Origin of the sequence: Aestuariivita boseongensis, assembly GCF_001262635.1 — a bacterium.
Lineage (GTDB): Bacteria > Pseudomonadota > Alphaproteobacteria > Rhodobacterales > Rhodobacteraceae > Aestuariivita > Aestuariivita boseongensis.
In genome coordinates, this window is the sequence record NZ_JXYH01000037.1 from 16,433 (window position 1) to 38,153 (window position 21,721).

Below are 21,721 nucleotides of genomic sequence, written 5' to 3' on the forward strand. Positions count from 1 at the left end.
ATTCACCGCCATTTCTTTGTCTCGAAGGCGCCCTGGGTCTGCTTCTGCCCCTCGGTCAGGGCGATCAGGTCGGCGATGTTTGCCTCGCGTCCGGCCTTGATGTCATCCACCGCTGCGCGGAACGCACGCACAACGCCGCGGACATAGCTCTTCGAGCGCTGACGCCCTTCGATCTTGAAAGCATGCACGCCCGCCTCGATTAATTCGGGCAGGAGCCGCGACAGATTCAGGCTGATCGGTTCCTCGAAGGCGTAGTAGCCCTCGGGGCGATGGGGCGCGGCGTAGCGGCCCTTGCAGATCGTGGGATAGCCGGCCTTCTCATCGACTCCGAAACGGTCGATGGTGAAACCCGCGAGCTGCGAGGACATCGACCCGTCAGCGTCGCGCACATATTCCACATCTGAGGCGGGCGAGCACACCCCGTCCATGTTCGTGGATTGACCCGTCAGGTAATTGGTCAGGCTGCACCGCCCTTCCACCATCAGCCCGTGATTGCCGAAGATAAAGGTCTCGATCTCGCAGGGAATCTCGCGGCGGAGCTGGCGGATCTCGGGGATCGTGAGGATGCGCGGCAGGACCACACGCTTTACACCGAAGTTCTCACAATAGTAGCGGATCGCCTCGGGCGATGAGGCCGCGGCCTGTACCGACAGGTGCAGCCGGATGCCCGGATACGTCCGGGCGATGTAGTCGGCCACGCCCATGTCGGCCACGATGAAGGCATCAACGCCCAAGCGCGCGCCGGTGTCCGCCGCATGTCGCCAGAGATCGACCTTGCCCGCAGGCGGATAGGTATTCAGCGCCAGCAGCACCTTGGTGCCGCGCGCATGGGCATAGGTCACCGCCTCGGCCAGTTCATCGGGGGTGAAGTTCAGCCCCGGGAAGTTCCGCGCATTGGTCGCATCCTGGAAGCCGCAATAGACCGCATCGGCGCCCGCGTCGACGGCGGTGCGCAGCGCGGCGGGGGTGCCCGCGGGGCAGATCAGTTCGGCAAGGCTCATGCGTATTCCCTCGGTTTGGTGGCATCCGGATAGGCCCGCCGCAACCGTGCGAGAACCGCCCGTCCGGGTGTCCCGAACATCGCCGACGCCTCCTCGGCCAGCGAGCCGTCCATGTCGTCGAGCGCATTCCTAAGACGAACGACGGCCTCGGTGTCCCCGCTGATTTCCAGATCGCGCGAGAAGAAGGCCGCATCGCCGTCCTGCTCGGCGTCGATCAGTTCCAGAAGCAGCAGGAACCGCCCGCGGATCGTGGCCCCGACCTGCGGCGCCGTATCGCGCGGCACGGCGCGGAAGACGAGCGCCTGCGGGTCGGGGCGCAGATGCAGCGCAAAGGGCAGTTCCACGGGGTCGATCAGGAAGTCGGTCGCCTGGTGCGGCCCGAGCCGCGCGAAGAGAGACGGGTGCCGCGTCGCGACCCGACGGACAACGCGCGTCAGGACCGGTTGCAGCACAAGGCAGGCAAGCCGTGCGATCGCGCCCTCGCCGGGCCGCAACCGGGCAGTTGGTTCGCTCGTCGGGATCATGATGGGTCCTTTCGCTCCCCCGATACGCCCGTCTCCGTCACGATCCTGTCGAGGGGAATGTCATGGGGCTGCGGGTAGATTGTGGTCAGTCGGGCTGCCGCCAGCGCGATGCCGATGGTGACGGGCCGCGGCGAGAGCGCGGCCAGTGTCCGGTCGTAATAGCCGCCGCCCCAGCCGAGCCGATAACAGCCTGCATCCCAGCCGAGGCAGGGCGCGAGCGCGATGTCGGGCGTCAGGACCTCCGCCTCGGGCGGCGGAACGGGGATGTTCCAATGGCCGCGCAGCATGCGCATGCCCGGCATCCATCGTCGGAACACGAGCGGCGCTGCGGGGGTCTCCACCACCGGCAGCGCGATACAGACGCCCGCCGCGTGAAGATCGGACAGGATCGGGCGCAGATCCGGTTCTCCTCGGATCGGCCAGTAGCCGGCGAGCACGGTCTCCCGGAGGGTCCCGCGCGCGGCGAGGACCGTTTCGAGATGACTGCGGATAGAACTGCTCACATGCGCCCGTCCTGTCTGGCCCAACCCCTCCCTCAGGCTGGCCAGCCTTGCCCGCTCGGCTCGACGCCAGCGCGCCACGTCACGCGCCTGCTGCACATCCGTGCCAAGCGGATCGAAATAGGTCGGGTCCACCTCCGCCGCCATGCAGGGGGGCGAGGCATAGGCTCCCTGTCCGCTCATGGACACGCACCTTCCTCGGCCACAGGTGCGACAGCGGCGTTGCACCAGTCCATGACGGCAGCCTCGGTCGGTGTGAGGATCGTCGCCATGCCATCGGCATAGCGGTCGAACGCGGCCCTGTGGGTTTCGGAGAGACCCGTCAGGACAGGAACGCCGCGGGCAAGCGCCTCGGAGATCAGCGCGCGGAAGCCGCGCCCCTCTGCCTCGCTCAGGCCAAACTTGTTGAGGATCACGAGGTCTGCCCGGCCGGCCCGAAGCCGCGACATCGCCAACCCGACGGCCTCCTCGAAGGCGCCCGCATCCATCCGGCAGGCGGTGGCGCCGGGTCCGAGATCTTGCGTGATGCGCCAGCGCGGCCCGTTGGGCAGAAGCCAGAGATCGCAGTCGCACGATCCCGATCCGGCATCGGGCGAGGCCGCGCGCAACGCACCCACCAGCCGGACGCCGTCCCGCGTTAGCCGGTCAGCCATCGCGTCCATAAGACGATCCGTCCCGCCGCGTCCTTCGACTGTCACCCCCGCAAGCTGCATCTTCGCCTCAAGCCGGCTCGAAGCGCGGGAACAGCACATCGTTCTCCAGCGCGATATGGGCGGCAAGGTCGTCGAACAGCGCCGCCAGGCCGCCATAGAGCGAGCGCCAGGAGCCACAGGCGTGCTCGGGCGGCGTCAGATCGCAGGTGAGCCGCCGGATCAGCGCGATGTTTTCGGCGTGATCGTCGTGGTCGGCGCGCATCACCGCGATGGGGTGCTCGATGCCCGGCCCGCCGCCCGCGCGCATGGCCGGAAACAGGATCATCTCCTCCTTCATCATGTGATCCTCCATCTCCCCGGCGAGCGTCCGGATGGCCGCGGCGAGCCCCGTGGGCGCCTCGGGATCGTCCGCGTGCACCCGCTCGACCCGGTCGGCGAGCAGTACGAGCGAGGCGAGATCCTCCCGATGCATCTCGTGATAGCGCGTCAGGATGTGATCGATCAGCGCGCCGGTCTCCTGCGGCACGTCCGTTTCTGGGAGGTCTTTCATTGCGGGTCCTTTCCCTCGCGCGTCGCCCGGTCCTTGCGTGGGCCGCAGCGAATTGGTATTTGAGATACGCATACCGCTCGTGAATGCGCACTTCAACTACCAAATCAGGATCGCGACCTTGCGCCTCACCTCCTTCACCGATTACGGCCTGCGCGTTCTGATGCGGATGGCGGGCGCACCCGACCGGGCCTTCACCACGTCGGAACTCGCCGATGAATTCCGCATCTCCCGCAACCATCTTGCCAAGGTGATCACGGCGCTTGCCGCCGCAGGTCTTCTGGAAACCCGGCGCGGCGGTGGGGGCGGCGCCATGCTGGCCCGCGCGCCGGAGGACATCCGCCTGGGCGATGTGGTGGCGGCCCTCGAAGCAGATCAGGCTCTGGTGGAGTGCTTCGCCGCAGGCACCAACAGCTGCACCTTGACCCCGCAATGCCGGTTGAAAGCGCGGCTGGCTCATGCAGAGGCGGCATTTGTTGCCGATCTGAACCGCAGCACCCTGGCCGATTGCGTTTACCGACCGGAAAACGCCTGACGCGCCGCCCACGCAATCCAGCCCCAAACCGCGCTGCGCAGGGCCATGGCGTAAACGGTACGCATCTCGAAGGCTCCACCTTGGGCGACATGCAGGCCGAAGGCCGCAAAAACCAGCAGCGTTGCAGCGAAGATCACGAACGATAGGGGCCAGGCCCATCGCCGCCCCTGCCACAGGCCGAGACCCGCGACGACATAGGCGAGCCCGGCCAGCGTGTTGAACCACAGCACAAAGGGTACGACTGCCCCCATGTCGGCTGATCCGAGCAGTGTTCGGCCACCAGAGAAAATGGTCAGCACGCCAAAGGCAATCGCAACACCGCCCGCTATGCGGAGCGTCAGACTGGTTCTAGGCATCGCAAGCGCCCTCCTTCGCGCGTAGAAGTTCCATCTGCACGTCAAACAGCCGGAACCCCTCAGGCACGAGCGCAAAGCCCCGGGCGCCGAGCGTCCAGCGGATGGCGACACCCTGCACCAGCGACGTCAGCAGGATGGCGACATCCTCTGGGCTGACGTCGCGCTTCAGATCGCCCGCCGCCTGAAGTTCCCGGATCACGGCAACAAGGCGGCCCTCAAAAGCGCTCAGAAGCCCCCGGAACACCTCGCGCAGGGCTGGATTGTCCACCTGCAACTCGCGCGAGAACAGGATCGACGGCAGGGCAGGCGTTTCAGCAATGGCCGTCAGTTGCGCACCGATCAGCGCTTTCAGGCGCGCCTGCGGCCCGGTGGCCCCTGCCTCGGCCGCAGCCCAGCAACTCTGCAACCGGTCAGCGATATCCTCGGCCACCGCCAGCCAGAGCGCGCCCTTGGTGGGGAAATGCCGGAAGATCGCAGGCTGACTGAGGCCGATGGCCCGCGCGACATCTGTGGTGCTCAGCCGGTCGGGTCCGATCTCGTCGGCCAGTCGCAGAACCTCGGCCACGATTTGCGCCTTTCTCTCTTCAGCACTTTGACGGCCCGACATGTGTCACCTCTTGTTAGTTATAACTTACTAACATACACTGTTGACAACCGCAACCTCTATCCCGAGTCGCGCACCCTGACCGAAAGGACCCCCGTCATGCCTGCCAAAACCGCCCCCACCGGCTATTCCCGCCTTCAGATCGCGCTGCATTGGCTCGTCTTCGCACTGATCGCGCAGCAGTACCTTTTCAAGGACGCGATGTCGGCCGCATGGGACCGCATCACTGATGGGCTGGAGGCTGGGTTCGAACCGCTCGTGCTGGCCCATGTGGCGGGCGGCGCGCTGGTGATGATCTTCGCGCTGTGGCGGTTGACCCTGCACGCCCGGCGCGGCGTGCCTCCGGCGATCGAGGCCAGCAAGGTGCAGGGCATTCTCGCGAAGCTCACCCATGTCGGGCTTTACGCGCTGATGATCCTGATGCTACTCAGCGGGTCTGTCGCGTGGTTCGGCGGGGTCGAGGCCGCGGCGCAGGGGCACAATGTGTTGAAGATTGTCCTGCTGGCGCTGGTTGCGCTGCATGTGATTGGCGCGCTCTACCACCAGTTCATCCTGCGCGACGGCACGCTGGCGCGGATGCGCCGGGCGCAGGGCTGAACCCATGCGCCTCGCCCCGCTCCTGGCGCTGCCACCCATCGCGCTCGGCATTGCCGCGGCGGCCTGGATGATCGCGTCTGCCCCCGGCCCCGCGCAGGTCGGGGGCGACGCGCCGGCGCTACCCGTTCGGATGATGACGGTCGCGGCGCAGGATATTCGGCCCGCCGCAACCGCTTGGGGCAACCTGCGCGCGGCCGAGACCTGGGTCGCCGTGGCCGAGGTGCAGGGCGAGGTGATCTGGCGCCATCCGGACCTTGAGCCGGGTCGCCTGATCCCGGCGGGGACGGAAGTGCTGAGGATCGACCCCGCCGACTACGAGCTGGCGCTGGCGCAATCGCAGGCCGACCTCGCGGTGCTGGAGGCCGAGCGCGTGCAGCTTACGGCAGAGGCGGACAACACGCGGCGCATCCTTTCGCTGGAACAGAACCGGCTGGCCCTGGCCGAGACCGATCTGGAACGCACGCGCACACTCGTCGCGCAAGGCGCCGTTCCGCAATCGCGCGCCGACGAGGCCGAGCGCGCAACCCTTCTGGCCCGCCGCACGGTGGCGGAACTGGAGAACACGCTCGCCCTGATCCCCTCCCGCGAGGCGCGGATCGCGGCACAGGTCGCGCGCAGCGAGGCCGCCATCGACCGGGCGCGCCGCTCGCTCGACCGCACGACCCTGACGACGCCGTTCGACCTGCGCGTAACCGAGGTGAATGCTGAGCTGTTTCAAACCGTCGCCCCCGGTCAGGTGGTGATCCGTGCCGACGGGATCGCGGCGGCCGAGGTCGTGGCGCACTTGCCGATAGACAGCTTTCGACGGCTATTGGGAGATACACCGGAGGGCATCACCCTTGCCGACATGATGCGCGACATGCCCGCCACGCGGATTGCAGTGACGCTTAGCCCTCTGTCGGACCCGAGGCAGATCTGGAGCGCCCGTGTTGTCGGGATCGAGGGCGCGCTGGATGCCCGTGCGCGCACCGTGCCGGTGGTGGTCAGGGTTGACGACCCCTATGAGGGCGCGGACCCGCCTCGCCGCCTGCCGCTGGTGCCCAACATGCAGGTGCAGCTTTCCTTTTCGGGCGCTTCCATGACAGGCCTCATCGCGATCCCCGAGGCGGCGTTGCATGGCGACATGGTGCGTATCCTTGGCCCCGATGGCTTGCTGGAATTGCGCCCCGTCACCGCAGCCTTCGCGCAGGATGGCCGCGTCGTTATCGCCGCTGGCCTGTTGCCGGGCGAACGCGTGGTGATCGACGACATCGCGCCGGCCATTCCCGGCATGACCCTGACCCCGGTCGAGGTCGAGCCATGATACGCTGGTTCACCGGCCACCCGACGGCGGGCAACCTGCTGCTTCTTTTGTTCCTTGCAGCGGGCATCTTTGCCGCGCCGGGCCTGTTGCGCGAAACCTTCCCCGATTTCCGCGCCGTCGAGGCCGAGGTCACCGTGCCCTACCGGGGCGCTGCAGCCGAGGATGTAGAGGCCGCGATCTGCGCGCCGCTCTGGGACGGAGTGCAGGGTGTCGAGGGGTTGGAAACCTTCACGTGCACGGCCCAGACTGGCCGCGCGCGGGCCGTGGCAACCATGGCGCCCGGTAACGATGCGCTGCGCTTCGTCAATTCGCTGCGCACCGAGGTGTCGGCCATCGACACCTTCCCCGACCGCGCCGATCCTGCCGTGGTGCGCGAATTGCACCGCTCGGATCCTGTCACATCGGTCGCCATCTCGGGCGATCTGCCGCTGGGCGAACTGGATCTTTACGCCGACGCCCTGTCGGACCGCTTTACCGCCTTGCCGGGCGTTGCCAGCGTGATGCGCGGGGGCCTCGGCACCCGGACACTTTTAGTAACCGCATCACGCCCTGTACTCGACAGCCACGGGCTGACGCCTGCCGCCTTGGCCGCCGCCATCGCCGCGCAGAACATCGACCTGCCCGCAGGCACGCTGGAGGGACCGGGCGCGGACCTGACCCTTCGCTTCACTGCTGAACGCGACACGGCCACGGCGCTGGCCACGATCCCGCTGCTGGTCCTGCCCAATGGCGCAACCCTGACGCTGGGCGATGTGGCGGAGATCGAGGAACGGTTCGAACCGCCGCAGGACCGGGCTTTTGTCGACGGGGTGCCTGCCATCGTGCTCGACGTATCAAAGGCGCTGGATGCCGACGCGCTTCGGGTGCTGGACGGCGTTGCCGCGCTGGTGGCCGAGGAAACTGCCCGCCTGCCGGACACGATCTCCGTTGAAGTGGTGCAGGACGTGACATCGATCATCCGCGACCGTCTGGTGATGTTGGTGCAGAACGGCGTGATCGGGCTGGTTCTCGTCGTCGTGGTGATGAGCCTGTTCTTTCGCCCCGGCTTCGCGATCTGGGCCGCGATGGGCCTGCCTGTGGCCTTTGCAGGCGCGTTCCTCTGGATGGCGCTGACCGGGCTCAGCCTGAACATGATGACACTAGTGGCGCTGTTGATGGCGATCGGTATCGTGATGGACGATTCCATCGTGATCGCGGATTCCATCGCGGTGCATGCCGCCAAGGGCGCGACGGTCGAAACCGTCGCGGCGGGCGTCGCAGCCGTGGCGCCCGGAGTGATCTCTTCCTTTCTAACGACGCTTGCCGTTTTCCTGCCCCTCGCCTTCCTGGCGGGCGAGTTGGGCGCCGTGCTGGAAGTTCTGCCGGTGGTCCTGCTGGCCGCACTCGCCGCGTCGCTGATCGAGGCCTTCCTGATCCTGCCCCACCACCTGAAAGGGGGCATGAAGGACACTGCCCCCTCCCGCTTCCGCGCCCGCTTCGACGCGGGCTTCGATGCCCTGCGCGAGCGTGGCGTGGGCCGTCTGGCCGATGCCGCGATCAGGGGCCGTTGGCTGGTCGCGGGGCTGGCCATCGGGGCCTTGATCCTGACCGTCGGCGCGCTGGGCGGCGGCGTGGTCAAGCGCGAGGCAATGCCCGAGATCGACGGCGACGTGCTCGAGGCGCGGCTGATGCTACCCGCAGGCACACCGCTGGCGCGCACGGGCCAAGCCGTCGCGCAGGTCGAGGCGGCGCTCGACCGCGTGAACGCCCGTCTCACCCCCGATCAGCCCCAGGCACAACCGCTGGTGATCCGCCGCCTCACCCGGCTGGGCCGCAACCGGTCGGCGGGCGAGACCGGTGCCCATGTCGCCACCGTCGCGGTGGACCTGCTCGGCGCCGAGACACGCAGCAGCACGTTGGACGAAATCATCACGCTTTGGCGCGAAGAGATCGGGCCACTGCCCGGGGTGTCCTCGTTGATCCTGACCGAGCCGGGGATCGGCCCGCAGGGCATCGCGGTGGAATTGCGCCTGAGCCACCCCGACCTCGCCACGCTGGAGGCAGCGGGCCGCGCCACTTTGGCGGAGCTTGAAACCTATACCGGTGTGCGCAACGCGATCCTCGACCTGCGCCTCGGCGCACCCGAATTACGGCTGAATCTGTCACCCGGCGCCGAGGCCTTGGGGCTGACCGCCACAGATGTGGCTGGCCAGCTTCGCGCGGCCTTTCTCGGCACGCAGCTTGCGGAAATCCGGCGCGGCGATCTGGCCTGGGATATCGAGCTGCGGCTTGCCGATGAGGACCGCGCCAACCGCGCTGACCTGAACCTTTTCGAGATCGCGCTGCCCGGTGGCGGCACCGTGCCGCTGTCGAGCATCGCCACCATCGAGGAGGCGCGCGGCTGGGACACCATCTCGCGGCGCAACGGGCTGCGCACGCTGACCGTCGCGGCCGATGTGGACGGCCGCATCGGCAATGCCGACGCGATCACCGCGCGGCTGGCCGAGGGCTTCCTGCCCGGTCTGGTGGCCACCACCCCCGGCCTTGGCTTTGACATCGGCGGGCAGGCCGCGAATTCGACGGAAACCGTCGCCTCGATCCTGCGCGGGTTCCTGATCGGGCTGGTGGGCATCTACCTCGTGCTCAGTTTCCAGTTCCGCAGCTATGTGGAGCCGCTGATCGTGATGATCACCATCCCGCTGGCATTTTTGGGCGTCATCTGGGGCCATGTGCTGATGGGCTACAACATCTCGATGCCGTCACTGGTGGGGGCGGCTTCGCTTGCGGGGATCGTGGTGAACAACGCAATCCTGCTGGTCGGTGTCATCAACGCCCGTCGCGCCAATGGACTGTCGGCCGCGCTGGCCGCAGGAGAGGCCGTGCGCGCCCGCTTCCGCCCGATCTTCGTGTCGGTCTCGACCACGATCATGGGCATGGCACCGCTGCTGCTGGAATCCTCCACCCAGGCCCAGACGCTCAAGCCCCTCGTAATTTCCGTGGTGTTCGGCCTTCTCGCCGCAACCGTGCTTATACTGGTCGTGCTACCTGCATTCTACTCAGCGCTCGAGGATATCCGGCCACGCAAACAGACCTACGCCGTGGGCCCAATTGGTCAATGACCCTTCACGCTTTCTCAAGAGACGGCTTTGCGCGTCTGCTATTCAATCCTCCGCGCCCCAGAGCATACGCAGACAAAACCAGTCAACGCACACCCACGCGATTTCCAATACTGGATCAGGTGATCAAGGCGATCCGTACTTCGCATACTATGGACCATGGGACACCTCGCTTCGACGTGCTTTTGCAAAGCCGCGATCCGTTGCGATGAACCGCTCCAGCATGGGAACCACCAGCTTTTTCGGTTCGATTGGTCCCTCTCCGGCCTTGCGGCCGAGGATTTCACCATAGGCGATCAGGTCCCGATGCAGCTCTGCGGGCAGTTCCACAGTCAGTTTCACCGGCTTGTTTTCTGGGATCGGACCGAGTTTCAGCTTGGTCATGTCAGCCTCCGGATGGCGCGAAGACGAGGTCGCGCGTGACGATCACCCGAACGGGAAAGCCCGGGCGAATGGTGAGGGTCGGCGGGACCTCCAACTGGCGTTGAACGATGCGCTGCCCGGCCTCGTTGATCGTGTCGAGGGCCCCGTCGCGGAGGGCACGAGCGAGGCGATCTTCCTCGTCGAGGGAAAGCTCCGCGCCAACGGCGAGCAGAGTCGAAAGCCCCGCCGCGCGCAGGACGCTGGCCCAGTGGTTGTCGACGCGGTCCTCGAGACCGGCAAAGCCCGCGGCATCCGCCCCGGGCTGGCGTTCGAGCACGAAGGATCGACCATCGGGGAAGATCAACCTGGTCCAGACCAGGAGCACGCGACGCTGGCCGGCGCTCACGCTGTCGTCGTAGGCGCCGATCAAACGGGTGCCTTGCGGGATCAGAAGAAGGCTGCCGGTGGGGCTGTCATAGACGTTCTGGGTGACCTGCGCGGTGATCTGACCCGGCAGGTCGGAGCGAATACCGGTGATCAGCGCGGCCGGGATGACGGAACCGGCTTGCAGCAGCCAAGGCGAGGCCGGTGGTTGTATGCGGTCGGGTGCGACCGTTCGGCGGTCGGTCGGCGCGGTCAGAAAGGCCTCGCGTGGATCGGTCTCCGGGGTGGCGGCCAACCCGGTTCCTGGTGCTGCGGGCTGCATCTGGAACCCAGTTGTCGCTGGCGCTCCAGGCCGCGTCTGGAAGAAGAGATCACTGACCCGGGCGGCCTCCAGTTCCGCAAGCCGCTGCTGTTCCGCCGGGTCCATGGTCGGCGGCGCGAGACTTGGAGCCGCGACGGGCTGGCCGCGTTGCTGCGCGTCGAGGATGCCGCCGCCGAGGTCGCCCGGCAGGGGCGGACCGAGCCGGGGAATGGCATCATAGCTGCCGGGCAGATCGCGGAGACCATCGGCGGGTTGGCGTCGGTCGGTGGTGATCAGTTCTTCCGGCGCGGCCGTTCGGTCCGGGCGTTGCAGCCCATAGATCAGCGCGGCACCGATCCCGAGGCCCGCGACAACGCCAAGCCCGATGATCACCTTGCGCGAAATCCGCGTGACGCGCGGCGGATCGGCGCGCAGGCGCATGGCGGCGGCGGTGTCGGTTGGTGTGTCACTCATGTCCCCCGCTCCGCTTCCTGCCGTACCGCGGTCGCCTCGGTTTGGGGTTCGATCCGCAGGATGCGGACCACCTCCTGCCGGGGACCGCGTCCGAGGCGCAGTTCGGCCGCGCCGAAGAGCCGGTCGACGATCAACACGTTGCCGTGGATGCGGGAGTTGACGATCTCCAGCTCGCCATCGGCTCCGAGCACGAAGAGCGGCGGCATCTCGCCCTGGGCAATGCCGCGCGGGAAGACGACATAGACCCGGCGTCCGTCGTCGAAGATGGAAATCGGACGCCAGGGCGGGTTGTCGCCTTGCAGCCCGTAGCGGTGGTTGCGGGCATGCGCGGGCGGGATGCGCGGCGTGGCCGGCGCAACGCGTGGTGCCTCGGGCGCACGCGGATAGGCCCAGGAGATGGCGGGCATCCAGGTCTCTTCGCTGGCGTTGAGTTCGATCAGGTAGGTGCGCCGGTCGGTCGAGATCACGAGGTTCGTGCGGATATCGGGCCTCGTGGGCTTCACGAGCACGAGGACGCGGGTATCGCGGCCCGCGCCGCTCTCGGTGTCGCCGATGATCCAGCGCGCCGTGTCCCCTGCCGCGATCGGGCCGGTGCCGGCCAGGCGTTCGCCGGGTTCGAGCGCGATCGTCGTGATCTGACCCGGCGCTGCATAGACCTGATAGAGCGCGCCCTCGGACCACGGGTAGATCTGGATCGCGTTGAAATACCCGGCCTGCCGCGGCTCGACACGCGCGGCCGCATTGGCATTGCCGACCTGGGCGACGGGTGTGGCGGCGGCCTCGCCGCCCCGGCTCGGCGTCCAGGCCGGCGGGACATGGAGCGGGCGCGGCCGGTCATCGGGAGCGGTGGGAGGCGGTGTCGGCAAAGGCGGCACCGCGTCGTCATAGGCGAATGCGGGCGGACGGTCGCTGGCGCAGCCGGCGACGAGCGTGGTGGCGAGGAGCACGGTGGGCAGGATCGGTCGGGTCATTGGCTCATCTCCCGCGACCAGTTGATCGCGTTGACATAGATTCCAAGGGGATTGACGCGCAGACGGTCCGCCGTGCGCGGCGGGTCGATCACGACGGTGAGGATCGCGGTCCAGCGCTCGGTGCGGGCAAGCTGGCCATTCTCATAGTGCCGCTCGGACCAGGCCACCCGGAAACTGTCGGGCGACGCACGAATGACGCTCGAGACCTCGACCGAGACCTGGTCCTCGCCCACCCGCGTGAAGGGATCGTTGGCGCGGGCATGGTCGTTGAGCGCCAGCGCACCGCGGTCGGTGGTGAATTCATAGGCGCGGAGCCAGTTCTGGCGGACGACAATGGGATCGGCGGGCAATCCCCGGACCTCCTCGATGAACCGCGCGAGATGCCAGGCGATTTGCGGATCGCTGGGGCGATACCCGGCGCTGGCGGCCTCGACGGCGCGCGCCTCGCCATGCCGGTCGATCTCAACGACATAGGGCACCACGGTGCCGCGCGCCGATTGCCAGACCAGCGCCGTGGCGAAACCGCCCGCGAGGATCAGGCAGCCGAAGGCCATGAGGCGCCAGTTCTTTGCCTGCACCCGGGCGGAACCAATGCGCTCGTCCCAGACCTGGGCAGCCTTCTGGTACGGGGTCTCGGGTTCCGGAGTCTTGCCGTAATGCGCGGCGGCGCGTTTGAAGAGGCTCATGAGCGGTCACTTTCGGAGAGGGAAACGGAGGCGCCTGAGCCGGGGCTGTCCCCGGCGCGCAACGCATGGGTGGCGGCGGAGACGCCATGGCTCATAGCCTGGCTGCGACGCATCGAACGCGCCCAGGCGGGTGGACTGCCTGCGGGGGCGGACATGGCGGTCGACGCGCCTGCCCCGCTGCCGAGCGAGGAGGTGCCGCCGGTGGCGGCGAAACCCACACGGGCGCCTCCGGCGTGGCTTGACTTGACCGCTTCGGAAGCCGAGGCGGCGGCCCGGCGCAGGGGTGATGCTGCCGCGGATCCCGCGGCTCTTGCTATGCCGCCGAGACCAGACGTAACTCCGGCAGCCCCACTCTGGCCCATGGATCCGATGCTGTAGGCGGTGGAGGCGGCCCCGGTGGCCGCCACAGCGCCGCGCGTGACGGCGGCCCCGCCCGAGGCGAGTGCGCCGGCCCCGCGGGCGCCGAGCATGGCCCCGCCACCCGCCGCGACGGCAGCCCCGCCCACGGCAAGCCCGGTGCCGACGGCGGCCCCCACGCCCAGTTGCGGGCCTCCCGAGACGAGGCCGGTGGCGATGCCCGGGCCGAAGATGCCGAGACCGAGGAGCGAGAGGGCGGCCAGCATGATCGCCATGGCCTCGTCGATGGTGGGCGTCACGCCGCCAAACCCGGCGGTGAACTGGCCGAAGAGCGTCGAACCGATGCCGATGATCACCGCGAGCACCAGCACCTTGATGCCCGAGGAGACGACATTGCCCAGCACCCGCTCGGCCATGAAGGCGGTCTTGCCGAAAAGCCCGAAGGGGATCAGCACGAAGCCTGCGAGGGTGGTCAGTTTGAACTCGATCAGCGTCACGAAGAGCTGCACGGCGAGGAGGAAGAAGGCCAGGAGCACCAGCGCCCAGGCGAAGAGCAGGCAGGCGATCTGGATGAAGTTCTCGAAGAAGGCGACGAAGCCCATGAGATCGGCGGTGGACTCCAGAAGCGGGCGCCCGGCATCGAGACCGGTCTGCGCCACCCGTCCGGGGCGCAGGAGATCGGCGGGCGAGAAGCCGGTGCCGGAGGCCAGAAGCCCCAACCCCGCGAAACTGTCGAAGACGATGGCCGCAAGGCTGTTCCAGTTGGAAATGAGCCAGGCGAAGACGCCCACGAAGAGGGTCTTTTTCACGAGACGGGCGATGATGTCGTCATCGGCGCCCCAGGCCCAGAAGAGCGCGGCGAGCGTCACGTCGATCACGATCAGCGTGCTGGCGATGAAGGCGACCTCGCCGCCCAGCAGCCCGAAACCGCTGTCGATATAGGAGGTGAAAACCCCGAGGAAGGTGTCGATGACGCCGGTGCCGCCCATGGCTCACTCTTCCCGGGCCCGGTCGCGGCCGAGAAAGCGGTCGCGGGTTTCGGCCCAGACCGCGAGGCAGTCTGGATCGGAGGCCGCGGCCTCGCCCAGCTCCTGGCAGCGCCTTTGTTCAGCCCGCAGGGGATCGGTCTCGTGCATGAGGGGCGCCGCCGGACGCGCATCCTGCCCCTCCTCGTCCCGGCCCATCTCGACCAGTGCCGCGGTGACCGCGATGGCGACGAAGACGATGGCGGCGATGCGGGCGAGAACCGATCCCTCCATGGGCCTGCCTCCCTTCAGTTGTTGAACATCCGGGCATTGCCGGGCTGGTAGCCCGCGCTCGGCGTGAGGAAGCGCTCGCGCTGCACCCGGCCCTGTTCGGCGGCCGCGGACCGTTCGGCCTCGACCAGCGCCGAGGCACGGCCATTGGCGGCGACGACGGCGATCAGATCGGCGATCTGCTGGGACTGCAGTGCCAGGAGCTGGTTGCCCGCCTGGGTCGCCTGCAGGGCACCGACCGCGGATTGGCTTTCGCCGACAAGGGCGGAGAGCTCGGCGCGCTGGCCGTCGAGATTGCCGACGACGCCTGCCTGTACGCGCAGCGCGTCCTGCAGCCCGCCGACGGTGTTTTCCCAGCGGGAGCGCGCATCGGCCAGAAGCTGCGCCTCGGGCGCGGCCATGGGGATGTTGGCATAGTCCTGCTGGAAGACCTGGTCGATCTGGGCGACGTCGAAGGCGATGTTCTGGGCTTGGCTCAGGAGTTGCCGCGTCCGGTCGACATTCTGCCGCAGCGCCTGCAGGGAGGAGTACGGCAGGCTCGCGAGGTTGCGCGCCTGGTTCATCAGCATCTGCGCCTCGTTCTGCAGCTGGGTGATCTGGTTGTTGATCTGCTCGAGTGCCCGGGCGGCGGAGAGGATGTTCTCGGCGTGATTGCGCGGGTCGTAGACGATGCGCCCGCCCCCGCCGAATAGGAAGGCCTGCGCGGGCGTCGCGAAGATCGGCGAAAGGCCGAGAGGGGCTGCGAGCGCCAGGGCCAAGGCGGAGACGCTGGCGAGCTTGGATAAATGATGGGCGGCATGAGTCATGGGGTGGTCTCCTCTGCGGGTTCGGTGTCTTGGGGGATCGGTGCATCCGGAACTTCAGGTCCCGGTGCGAGATTGGTGAGGTCGGGGATCAGGTCGGCCGCCCAGCCGACCCCGCGGGCGTCGAGCCAGGCGGCGAGGAAGCCCTCGCGCCCATGCTCCGCGAGGACCTCCGAGATCAGCGTCTGGTCGGATTTGGACGAGGCCGCGCAGAGGGCGAGGCCCACCTCGGACAGGCCCAGTTCGAAAAGCCGGTTGCCGCGCCGCGACTGGCAATAGTAGTCCCGCTTGGGCATGGCGCGGGCGAGGATCTCGATCTGCCGGTCATTGAGGCCGAACCGGCGGTAGATCGCGGTGATCTGGGGCTCGATGGCGCGCTCGTTGGGAAGAAGCAGCCGGGTCGGGCAGCTTTCGATGATGGCGGGCGCGATGGCGGAGGCGTCGATGTCCGAGAGCGACTGGGTCGCGAAGATCACCGAGGCGTTCTTCTTGCGCAGCGTCTTCAACCATTCGCGCAGCTGGCCCGCGAAGCCGTCATCATCGAGCGCGAGCCACCCCTCGTCGATGATCAGGAGCGTCGGCCGCCCGTCGAGCCGGTCGCCGATGCGATGGAAGAGATAGGAGAGGACCGCGGGCGCCGCGGCGGTGCCGACCAGCCCCTCGATCTCGAAGGCCTGGACCGAGGCCGCGCCAAGCTCTTCCGTCTCGGCATCGAGCAATCGGCCATGGGCACCGCCGAGGCAATAGGGGCGCAAGGCCTGTTTCAGGTCGGAGGATTGCAGCAGGACCGCGAGACCGGTGATCGTCCGTTCGCCGACCGGGGCGGAGGCCAGCGAGGTCAGCGCGGACCAGAGATGCTCCTTTACCTCGGGCGTGATCGTGATGCCTTCGCGGGCGAGGATCGCCCCGATCCAGCCCGCGGCCCAGCCGCGTTCGGCGGGATCGTCGATCCGGGCAAGTGGCTGGAGGGAGACCGTCGCGTCCGCCCCTTCGGTCAGCTCGCCGCCGAGATCGTGCCAGTCGCCGCCCATGGCGAGGGTGGCGGCGCGGATCGAGCCCCCGAAATCGAAGGCGAAGACCTGGGCGGCCGGGTAGCGGCGGAACTGCAGCGCCATAAGCGCGAGCAGCACAGATTTGCCCGCCCCGGTCGGGCCGACGACCAGCGTGTGGCCGACATCGCCGACATGGAGCGAGAGACGAAACGGCGTCGCGCCCTCGGTCTTGCCGAAAAGCAGCGGCGGCCCGTCGAAATGCGCATCCCGCTCCTCCCCGGCCCAGACGGCGGAGAGGGGGATCATATGGGCCAGGTTCAGGGTGGAGATCGGCGGCTGGCGGACGTTGGCATAGGCGTGCCCCGGCAGCGAGCCAAGCCAGGCGTCGACGGCGTTGACCGTCTCGACCATGGCTGTGAAGTCCCGACCCTGCACGACCTTCTCGACCAGGCGCAGCTTCTCGTCGGCGCGGCGCGGGTCCTCGTCCCAGACGATTAAAGTCGCCGTCACATAGGCCTCGCCCGCGATATCGGCGCCGAGCTCCTGCAGGGCCATGTCGGCATCCGCGGCCTTGTTTGCGGCGTCCGTGTCGACCAGGGCCGATTGCTCGTTGGTCATCACCTCCTTCAGGATCGCGGCGATGGATTTGCGCTTGGCGAACCATTGGCGGCGAATGCGGGCGACCATCCGCGCGGCCTCCGTCTTGTCCATCAGGATCGCGCGGGTCGCCCAGCGATAGGGAAACGCCAGCCGGTTGAGGTCGTCGAGGATGCCAGGCGTGGTGGCGGTCGGGAAGCCCGAGAGGGTCAGGACACGCAGATGGGCGTCTCCCAGCCGCGGCTCGAGCCCACCGGTCAGCGGCTGATCGGCCAGAAGCGCATCGAGATAGGCCGGGGTTTCCGGCACGCGGACGCGGTGGGCCTGCGTCGAGATCGTGGAATGCAGGTAGGTCAATGTCTCGCTGTCATCGAGCCAGCGGCATTCGGGCATGATGCCGTCGAAAAGCGCCAGCACACGATCGGTGCGGTCGATGAACCCTCGCAGCACCTCGCCCGCATCGATGCCGGTCTTGTCGCGGCCTTCGTAAAGCCAGGTCTCGGCCCGGGCGGCCTCCTCGGCGGGCGGCAGGTAGAGGAAGGTCAAAAGATAGTCGGACTGGAAATGCGCCCCCTGCTCGGCGAACCCCGCGCGGCGCTCGGCATCGAGCAGCGCCGAGGCCGGGTCGGGAAAGCAGCTGTCGGGATAGTCGGCCGCCGCCACGCGCTGCGCTTCGACGAAGATCGCCCAGCCGGACCCGAGGCGTCGGAAGGCATTGTTGATGCGCCCCGCCACGGCCACGAGTTCCGCCGCGACCGCACTGTCGAGATCGGGGCCCCGTAACCGGGCCGAGCGCTGCAGGCTGCCATCCTTGTTCAGCACCACGCCGGGCGCCACCAGCGCCGCCCAGGGCAGGTAATCCGCCAGCCGCGTCCCTTTCCGGCGATATTCTGCGAGGTTCATCATGGTGAAACCTCAAACCTCGAGATGACAGGGCAGCCGCAGATGCCGCCGCCCGACCTCGACGAAGAGCGGATCGCGCCGCGCGGCCCAGACCGCGACCAGGTGGCCCAGAAGGCCGATGGCGATCCCGGCGACCCAGAGTTGCAACCCGAGCCCGATGGCCCCAGCCAGCGTCCCGTTCAGGATCGCGAAGGCCCGCGGCGCACCGGCCAGCAGGATCGGCTCCGTCAGCGCCCGGTGGACCGGGACGGTGAAGCCCGGCACGTCCGCCAACTGCTCGAAAGCGCCGTCCATCAGATCAATGCTCCGCCGCCGAAGCTGAAGAAGCTCAGGAAGAAGGAACTCGCCGCGAAGGCGATGGAGATGCCGAAGACGATCTGGATCAGGCGGCGAAAGCCCCCGGAGGTGTCGCCGAAGGCGAGCGTCAGGCCGGTGACGATGATGATGATCACCGCGATGATCTTGGCGACCGGCCCCTCGATCGACTCGAGGATCGATTGCAGCGGTGCCTCCCAAGGCATGGAGGACCCCGCCGCCCGGGCGGGTCCGGCCAGCATCAGGGTGACGGTGGCATAGGTGACGGCGTGCGCGGCCTGCGCGCGCAGCCGGTGAAGGGATCGGGTCATGAAGGGTCTCCTGTGTTGGTATCCATCCCGGTCGGCCGCGCCGCCGGGGTGATGCGGTAATCGCCGTCCGGTCCCAGCCCGTCGACGTGCGCGAGTTCGGCGAGGTGCCGGTTGGCCCCGCGTCCGGAGAGAACGGCGATGAGATCGATGGTCTCGGCGATGAGGGCGCGCGGCACGGTGACCACCGCCTCCTGGATGAGCTGCTCCATCCTTCGCAGGGCGCCGAGGGCCGAGCCCGCATGGATGGTTCCGATCCCGCCGGGATGGCCCGTGCCCCAGGCCTTCAGGAGGTCCAGCGCCTCGGCCCCGCGCACCTCGCCGATGGGAATGCGGTCGGGGCGCAGGCGGAGCGAGGAGCGGACAAGATCGGAGAGCGAGGCGACGCCGTCCTTGGTGCGCAAGGCGACGAGGTTGGGTGCTGTGCATTGCAGCTCGCGCGTGTCCTCGATGATCACGACGCGGTCGGACGATCCGGCCACTTCCGCCAGGAGCGCATTGGTCAGGGTCGTCTTGCCGGTGGAGGTGCCGCCCGCCACGAGGATATTGGACCGCGTGGCGACGCCCTCGCGCAACAGCGCCGCCTGGGTCTCGGTCATGATCCCGGAGGCGACGTAATCGGCGAGCGTGAAGACCGCGACGGCAGGCTTCCGGATCGCGAAACAGGCTGCGGTGACCACGGGCGGCAGGAGCCCCTCGAAACGTTCCCCGGTCTCGGGCAGTTCGGCCGAGACGCGCGGGCGCGCGGCATGCACCTCGGCCCCGACATGATGGGCGACGAGCCGCACGATCCGCTCACCATCGGCGGGCGAGAGCGTCGCGCCGGTATCGGAAAGCCCCTCGGAGAGCCGGTCGATCCAGAGCCGCCCGTCGGGATTGAGCATGACCTCGACGGTCGTCGGGTCTTCCAGAAACCCGGCGATGGCGGGCCCGAGCGCCGTGCGCAGCATCCGCGCGCCGCGGGCCATCGCTTCTGGTTTCCGAGCTGCCTCTGCCATGCTGTCCCCGTTCCGTGAGTGGCGGCCGACGGGCGGCCCCGGATCGGGTCCATCAAGAAAACCGGAAACCGGCGGCGCTCAACAGGTCTTCAAGGGGCGTAGCGCCATAGCGTGCAAAGACAGGGAATAGGGTTAGAGACGATCAAAGCGGCACAGCACGGCCCATCTTGCCTTTTGGCACACATTCTCTATATTGATGCCAAAGGAGAAAACCATGCAGTTCGCCACGGTCCAGCCCGTCACCGCCCGCACCGATCTTCCCGTCATCACCGACGAGGAGGCCGCGGCACTGGCGCGCACCACCGTCAACCTCTTCCGGGCCTGGGAGCTGACCGATGCCGAAGCCCGCACCCTGCTGGGCGACATGGCGCAGCGGACGTGGGCGCGCTGGAAGACCGGCGATATCGGCCGGATCGACCGCGACCTGCGCGCGCGGATGGCGATCCTGATGGGGATCCACAAGGCGCTGCGCTATCTCTTCACCGACCCTGCCCGGGGCTATGCCTGGATCCGCAAGCCGAATGCCGCCTTCGCGGGCCGGAGCGCGCTCGACGTCATGCTCCGGGGCGAGATCACAGACCTGATCGATCTGCGCGCCTATCTCGACGCCGAACGGGGTGCCTGGTGAATGTGCCTGTCAGGCGCGTGACCTGGCCACGCACGGTCCGTGTCATCCGCTCGATCCACCCGCCCATCGACCTCTTCGAGGACATCGCCGACCCGGCTGATTGGGAGGCACTCGCCTCGGCCGAGGCCAAGTTCAACCCGCGCATCCGCGAGAGCATCGGCGATCTCTCCAAGGTGCCTGTCGCCCGCCGCGTGACCGGGCCCGGCGCAAGCTGGGTCATGGCGCCCTTCGTGCATTGCTCGCCGCTCCGACCCGGGCGGTTCTCGGATGGCAGCTTCGGCCTCTACTACGCGGGCGACCGCTCCGAGGTGGCGATCGCCGAGACTATCCATCACCACGCCCGCTTCATGCGCGCGACGGACGAAGCGCCGGGCTGGACCTCGCAGTTCCGCGAGCTGATTGGATCGATCGACGCCGATCTCGACGACGCCACGGGCCGCGCCGATCTGCTGGACCCGGAGGACTACCACGCGTCCCAGGTCTTCGGGGCCGAGCGCCGTGCGGCCGGCTCGAACGGCATCACCTGGCCCAGCGTGCGCTTTCCCGAGGGCCAGTGCATCGCCGTCTTCTGGCCCGACGTGATCCCGATCCCCACCCAAGGGGCGCATTTCGCGTACCACTGGAACGGCACGGCAGTCGATTATGTCAAGCGGCTGGATGATGGGGAGGTATTGCGCGTCTTGTGACGCTTTAAGACCAAAGGTGAGAGGCCGTCTGGAGATTCTTTGCCTCGTTTCTTGAGCAGAGAAAAAGCATCAGGACGTTGTCGAATTGATTGCTGTTAATCCCGCTAGGCCATTGCCCTTTCGAGCCTTTGCTTTCGACGCTCCCAATCGGGCATCACCTTGTCGAGAAGGTCAAAGAATGCCGCCCCGTGATGAGGCTCGGCCACATGGCAGAGCTCATGTGTGATCACGTAATCGATGGCGTCGACCGGCGCCTGCACGAGGCGGCGATTCAGAAGCAGGCGACCGGCGGGCGACATGGAGCCCCATCGCTGACGGGTCTGGCGTACGATGAGACCCTTCGGCCGGAATGCCTCGGGGTTCGGGAACAGACCGAGACAGAGTTCGATCCGTTCCGGAAACTTGATGTGAGCCCGATCGCGGTACCATGCCTCGACCAGTTCGCGTGTCACCTCTGGCCTCGTCGGCCGGTGAGTCTGCACGACGATGAAGCCGCGGATCAGCTTCACGCTTTCCTGGACATGCGGGACGACCTTCAGCCGGTACTGGCGCCCCAGGTAAAGATGCGTTTCTCCGGCGACGAACGTGCGCTCCGGCGTCCGCGGCAGGAATTGGGCAAAGTACCGTTGCTGCCTCGTCACCCATGCCGCGCGCTTCCGCAGCCTGGCTTCGATGGCGTCTAGCGTCGCGTCTTCCGGGGCCGCGATCACCACCGACGCATCCGGCTCGACGGCGATCTCCAGTGTCTTCCTCGGGCGGCGGACGATTTCGTATCGGATCTCCTGCTCACCGTACTGCAGGCAATGCAATTCCCGCGTCATGCTGCGAACCGGGCCCGGGCGAGGTCCATGATCTTCAGTTCGAGCTCGTCGAGCACCTCCACGGGCAGTTCGACGCCCTTTTCGTCGCGCAGGACGTCGAAGAAGTAGTCATCGATGGCGTTCCGCAGATTGTTCTGGGCCACCTTGAGCAGCCCGATCTGAT

25 protein-coding genes are annotated in these 21,721 nt (G+C 67.7%); 6 read left to right on the forward strand and 19 right to left on the reverse strand.

Features of this window, described 5'->3' with window-relative positions; all coding sequences use genetic code 11:
• Positions 1-2 precede the first annotated feature (2 nt).
• Genes ubiU through TR61_RS13770 form a run of 5 tightly spaced genes read right to left on the reverse strand, consistent with a single transcriptional unit; the run spans position 3 to position 3,228 of the window.
• Complete coding sequence (ubiU, locus tag TR61_RS13750) at positions 3-1,001, reverse strand: ubiquinone anaerobic biosynthesis protein UbiU (protein ID WP_050930809.1); 999 nt, start codon at positions 999-1,001, stop codon at positions 3-5.
• Positions 998-1,525 (reverse strand): ubiquinone anaerobic biosynthesis accessory factor UbiT, encoded by a 528-nt coding sequence (ubiT, locus tag TR61_RS13755; RefSeq protein WP_082181970.1) that lies wholly within the window; start codon positions 1,523-1,525, stop codon positions 998-1,000. The genes ubiU and ubiT overlap by 4 nt, the downstream gene beginning before the upstream one ends.
• The gene (locus tag TR61_RS13760) at positions 1,522-2,208 is read right to left on the reverse strand and encodes a 5-formyltetrahydrofolate cyclo-ligase (protein ID WP_050930816.1); all 687 of its coding nucleotides are present in this window, start codon (positions 2,206-2,208) and stop codon (positions 1,522-1,524) included. The genes ubiT and TR61_RS13760 overlap by 4 nt, the downstream gene beginning before the upstream one ends.
• Positions 2,205-2,738 (reverse strand): DUF2478 domain-containing protein, encoded by a 534-nt coding sequence (locus TR61_RS13765; RefSeq protein WP_050930821.1) that lies wholly within the window; start codon positions 2,736-2,738, stop codon positions 2,205-2,207. The genes TR61_RS13760 and TR61_RS13765 overlap by 4 nt, the downstream gene beginning before the upstream one ends.
• A 7-nt stretch (positions 2,739-2,745) precedes the next feature.
• Entirely contained in the window at positions 2,746-3,228 is a 483-nt protein-coding gene (locus TR61_RS13770) for a hemerythrin domain-containing protein (protein WP_050930823.1), read from the reverse strand.
• Between the two features lie 118 nt (positions 3,229-3,346).
• Between TR61_RS13770 and TR61_RS13775 the strand changes: the two genes are divergently transcribed.
• A complete protein-coding gene (locus tag TR61_RS13775) occupies positions 3,347-3,760 on the forward strand; it encodes an RrF2 family transcriptional regulator (protein WP_050930825.1) in 414 nt (137 codons plus the stop codon).
• Here TR61_RS13775 and TR61_RS13780 read toward each other — a convergent pair.
• Positions 3,739-4,116, reverse strand: a complete 378-nt coding sequence (locus TR61_RS13780) for a hypothetical protein (RefSeq protein ID WP_050930827.1) — start codon at positions 4,114-4,116, stop codon at positions 3,739-3,741. The genes TR61_RS13775 and TR61_RS13780 overlap by 22 nt on opposite strands.
• Positions 4,109-4,723, reverse strand: a complete 615-nt coding sequence (locus TR61_RS13785) for a TetR/AcrR family transcriptional regulator (protein WP_050930830.1) — start codon at positions 4,721-4,723, stop codon at positions 4,109-4,111. The genes TR61_RS13780 and TR61_RS13785 overlap by 8 nt, the downstream gene beginning before the upstream one ends.
• 96 nt (positions 4,724-4,819) lie before the next feature.
• On the opposite strand from TR61_RS13785, the gene TR61_RS13790 reads away from it, so the two are divergent.
• The 3 genes from TR61_RS13790 (at position 4,820) to TR61_RS13800 (ending at position 9,718) form a co-directional block, all read left to right on the forward strand.
• Complete coding sequence (locus TR61_RS13790; protein WP_050930833.1) at positions 4,820-5,317, forward strand: cytochrome b; 498 nt, start codon at positions 4,820-4,822, stop codon at positions 5,315-5,317.
• A gap of 67 nt (positions 5,318-5,384) precedes the next feature.
• Positions 5,385-6,620: an efflux RND transporter periplasmic adaptor subunit gene (locus TR61_RS13795; protein ID WP_172676980.1), complete on the forward strand. Its 1,236-nt coding sequence runs from the start codon at positions 5,385-5,387 to the stop codon at positions 6,618-6,620.
• Complete coding sequence (locus TR61_RS13800) at positions 6,617-9,718, forward strand: efflux RND transporter permease subunit (protein ID WP_050930837.1); 3,102 nt, start codon at positions 6,617-6,619, stop codon at positions 9,716-9,718. Before TR61_RS13795 ends, TR61_RS13800 begins: the two co-directional genes overlap by 4 nt.
• Before the next feature lie 147 nt (positions 9,719-9,865).
• On the opposite strand, the gene TR61_RS13805 is transcribed toward TR61_RS13800, so the two are convergent.
• From TR61_RS13805 to trbB, 11 genes are read right to left on the reverse strand one after another with little or no spacing between them, the layout of a single operon-like run.
• Complete coding sequence (locus tag TR61_RS13805; protein WP_050930838.1) at positions 9,866-10,099, reverse strand: DUF2274 domain-containing protein; 234 nt, start codon at positions 10,097-10,099, stop codon at positions 9,866-9,868.
• Position 10,100: 1 nt separating this feature from the next.
• On the reverse strand, positions 10,101-11,237 hold the full coding sequence (locus TR61_RS13810; protein ID WP_050930840.1) for a TraB/TrbI/VirB10 family type IV secretion system protein: 1,137 nt from the start codon (positions 11,235-11,237) through the stop codon (positions 10,101-10,103).
• Positions 11,234-12,208: a P-type conjugative transfer protein TrbG gene (gene trbG / locus TR61_RS13815; RefSeq protein ID WP_050930841.1), complete on the reverse strand. Its 975-nt coding sequence runs from the start codon at positions 12,206-12,208 to the stop codon at positions 11,234-11,236. Before trbG ends, TR61_RS13810 begins: the two co-directional genes overlap by 4 nt.
• A complete protein-coding gene (trbF, locus tag TR61_RS13820) occupies positions 12,205-12,894 on the reverse strand; it encodes a conjugal transfer protein TrbF (protein WP_050930842.1) in 690 nt (229 codons plus the stop codon). Before trbF ends, trbG begins: the two co-directional genes overlap by 4 nt.
• Positions 12,891-14,240 (reverse strand): P-type conjugative transfer protein TrbL, encoded by a 1,350-nt coding sequence (gene trbL, locus TR61_RS13825; RefSeq protein WP_050930844.1) that lies wholly within the window; start codon positions 14,238-14,240, stop codon positions 12,891-12,893. The genes trbF and trbL overlap by 4 nt, the downstream gene beginning before the upstream one ends.
• A gap of 3 nt (positions 14,241-14,243) precedes the next feature.
• Positions 14,244-14,510 carry a putative entry exclusion protein TrbK-alt gene (trbK-alt, locus tag TR61_RS13830; protein ID WP_050930845.1) on the reverse strand — a complete coding sequence of 89 codons (267 nt, stop codon included), beginning with the start codon at positions 14,508-14,510 and terminating at the stop codon, positions 14,244-14,246.
• 14 nt (positions 14,511-14,524) lie between these two features.
• Positions 14,525-15,313, reverse strand: a complete 789-nt coding sequence (trbJ, locus tag TR61_RS13835; protein WP_050930846.1) for a P-type conjugative transfer protein TrbJ — start codon at positions 15,311-15,313, stop codon at positions 14,525-14,527.
• Positions 15,310-17,805, reverse strand: coding sequence for a conjugal transfer protein TrbE (trbE, locus tag TR61_RS13840; RefSeq protein WP_050930847.1), 2,496 nt, complete (start codon positions 17,803-17,805; stop codon positions 15,310-15,312). The genes trbJ and trbE overlap by 4 nt, the downstream gene beginning before the upstream one ends.
• 9 nt (positions 17,806-17,814) lie before the next feature.
• Positions 17,815-18,096: a VirB3 family type IV secretion system protein gene (locus tag TR61_RS13845; RefSeq protein WP_050930848.1), complete on the reverse strand. Its 282-nt coding sequence runs from the start codon at positions 18,094-18,096 to the stop codon at positions 17,815-17,817.
• On the reverse strand, positions 18,096-18,428 hold the full coding sequence (locus TR61_RS13850; RefSeq protein ID WP_050930850.1) for a TrbC/VirB2 family type IV secretion system protein: 333 nt from the start codon (positions 18,426-18,428) through the stop codon (positions 18,096-18,098). The genes TR61_RS13845 and TR61_RS13850 overlap by 1 nt, the downstream gene beginning before the upstream one ends.
• The gene (gene trbB, locus TR61_RS13855) at positions 18,425-19,375 is read right to left on the reverse strand and encodes a P-type conjugative transfer ATPase TrbB (RefSeq protein ID WP_425394212.1); all 951 of its coding nucleotides are present in this window, start codon (positions 19,373-19,375) and stop codon (positions 18,425-18,427) included. Before trbB ends, TR61_RS13850 begins: the two co-directional genes overlap by 4 nt.
• A 262-nt stretch (positions 19,376-19,637) precedes the next feature.
• Here trbB and TR61_RS13860 point away from each other — a divergent pair, with 262 nt between their 5' ends.
• Positions 19,638-20,051: an MbcA/ParS/Xre antitoxin family protein gene (locus tag TR61_RS13860; RefSeq protein WP_043841469.1), complete on the forward strand. Its 414-nt coding sequence runs from the start codon at positions 19,638-19,640 to the stop codon at positions 20,049-20,051.
• Complete coding sequence (locus TR61_RS13865) at positions 20,048-20,737, forward strand: RES family NAD+ phosphorylase (protein WP_425394211.1); 690 nt, start codon at positions 20,048-20,050, stop codon at positions 20,735-20,737. Before TR61_RS13860 ends, TR61_RS13865 begins: the two co-directional genes overlap by 4 nt.
• 104 nt (positions 20,738-20,841) lie before the next feature.
• Here the strand turns inward: TR61_RS13865 and TR61_RS13870 are convergent, their stop codons facing one another.
• Positions 20,842-21,558 (reverse strand): M48 family metallopeptidase, encoded by a 717-nt coding sequence (locus TR61_RS13870; protein ID WP_050930852.1) that lies wholly within the window; start codon positions 21,556-21,558, stop codon positions 20,842-20,844.
• Positions 21,559-21,721: the final 163 nt, after the last annotated feature.

Bases quoted from the DNA above. Each gene is read 5' to 3' on its own strand.
- TR61_RS13800 (WP_050930837.1), top strand. From the start codon at position 6,617: ATGATACGCTGGTTCACCGGCCACCCGACGGCGGGCAACCTGCTGCTT.
- TR61_RS13785 (WP_050930830.1), bottom strand. From the start codon at position 4,723: ATGTCGGGCCGTCAAAGTGCTGAAGAGAGAAAGGCGCAAATCGTGGCC.
- TR61_RS13765 (WP_050930821.1), bottom strand. From the start codon at position 2,738: ATGCAGCTTGCGGGGGTGACAGTCGAAGGACGCGGCGGGACGGATCGT.
- trbF (WP_050930842.1), bottom strand. From the start codon at position 12,894: ATGAGCCTCTTCAAACGCGCCGCCGCGCATTACGGCAAGACTCCGGAA.
- TR61_RS13760 (WP_050930816.1), bottom strand. From the start codon at position 2,208: ATGAGCGGACAGGGAGCCTATGCCTCGCCCCCCTGCATGGCGGCGGAG.
- ubiT (WP_082181970.1), bottom strand. From the start codon at position 1,525: ATGATCCCGACGAGCGAACCAACTGCCCGGTTGCGGCCCGGCGAGGGC.
- TR61_RS13790 (WP_050930833.1), top strand. From the start codon at position 4,820: ATGCCTGCCAAAACCGCCCCCACCGGCTATTCCCGCCTTCAGATCGCG.
- TR61_RS13845 (WP_050930848.1), bottom strand. From the start codon at position 18,096: ATGGACGGCGCTTTCGAGCAGTTGGCGGACGTGCCGGGCTTCACCGTC.
- trbJ (WP_050930846.1), bottom strand. From the start codon at position 15,313: ATGACTCATGCCGCCCATCATTTATCCAAGCTCGCCAGCGTCTCCGCC.
- TR61_RS13810 (WP_050930840.1), bottom strand. From the start codon at position 11,237: ATGAGTGACACACCAACCGACACCGCCGCCGCCATGCGCCTGCGCGCC.
- trbB (WP_425394212.1), bottom strand. From the start codon at position 19,375: ATGCTGCGCACGGCGCTCGGGCCCGCCATCGCCGGGTTTCTGGAAGAC.
- TR61_RS13850 (WP_050930850.1), bottom strand. From the start codon at position 18,428: ATGACCCGATCCCTTCACCGGCTGCGCGCGCAGGCCGCGCACGCCGTC.
- TR61_RS13780 (WP_050930827.1), bottom strand. From the start codon at position 4,116: ATGCCTAGAACCAGTCTGACGCTCCGCATAGCGGGCGGTGTTGCGATT.
- TR61_RS13870 (WP_050930852.1), bottom strand. From the start codon at position 21,558: ATGACGCGGGAATTGCATTGCCTGCAGTACGGTGAGCAGGAGATCCGA.
- trbK-alt (WP_050930845.1), bottom strand. From the start codon at position 14,510: ATGGAGGGATCGGTTCTCGCCCGCATCGCCGCCATCGTCTTCGTCGCC.
- TR61_RS13795 (WP_172676980.1), top strand. From the start codon at position 5,385: ATGATCGCGTCTGCCCCCGGCCCCGCGCAGGTCGGGGGCGACGCGCCG.
- TR61_RS13770 (WP_050930823.1), bottom strand. From the start codon at position 3,228: ATGAAAGACCTCCCAGAAACGGACGTGCCGCAGGAGACCGGCGCGCTG.
- trbG (WP_050930841.1), bottom strand. From the start codon at position 12,208: ATGACCCGACCGATCCTGCCCACCGTGCTCCTCGCCACCACGCTCGTC.
- ubiU (WP_050930809.1), bottom strand. From the start codon at position 1,001: ATGAGCCTTGCCGAACTGATCTGCCCCGCGGGCACCCCCGCCGCGCTG.
- trbL (WP_050930844.1), bottom strand. From the start codon at position 14,240: ATGGGCGGCACCGGCGTCATCGACACCTTCCTCGGGGTTTTCACCTCC.
- trbE (WP_050930847.1), bottom strand. From the start codon at position 17,805: ATGATGAACCTCGCAGAATATCGCCGGAAAGGGACGCGGCTGGCGGAT.
- TR61_RS13860 (WP_043841469.1), top strand. From the start codon at position 19,638: ATGCAGTTCGCCACGGTCCAGCCCGTCACCGCCCGCACCGATCTTCCC.
- TR61_RS13805 (WP_050930838.1), bottom strand. From the start codon at position 10,099: ATGACCAAGCTGAAACTCGGTCCGATCCCAGAAAACAAGCCGGTGAAA.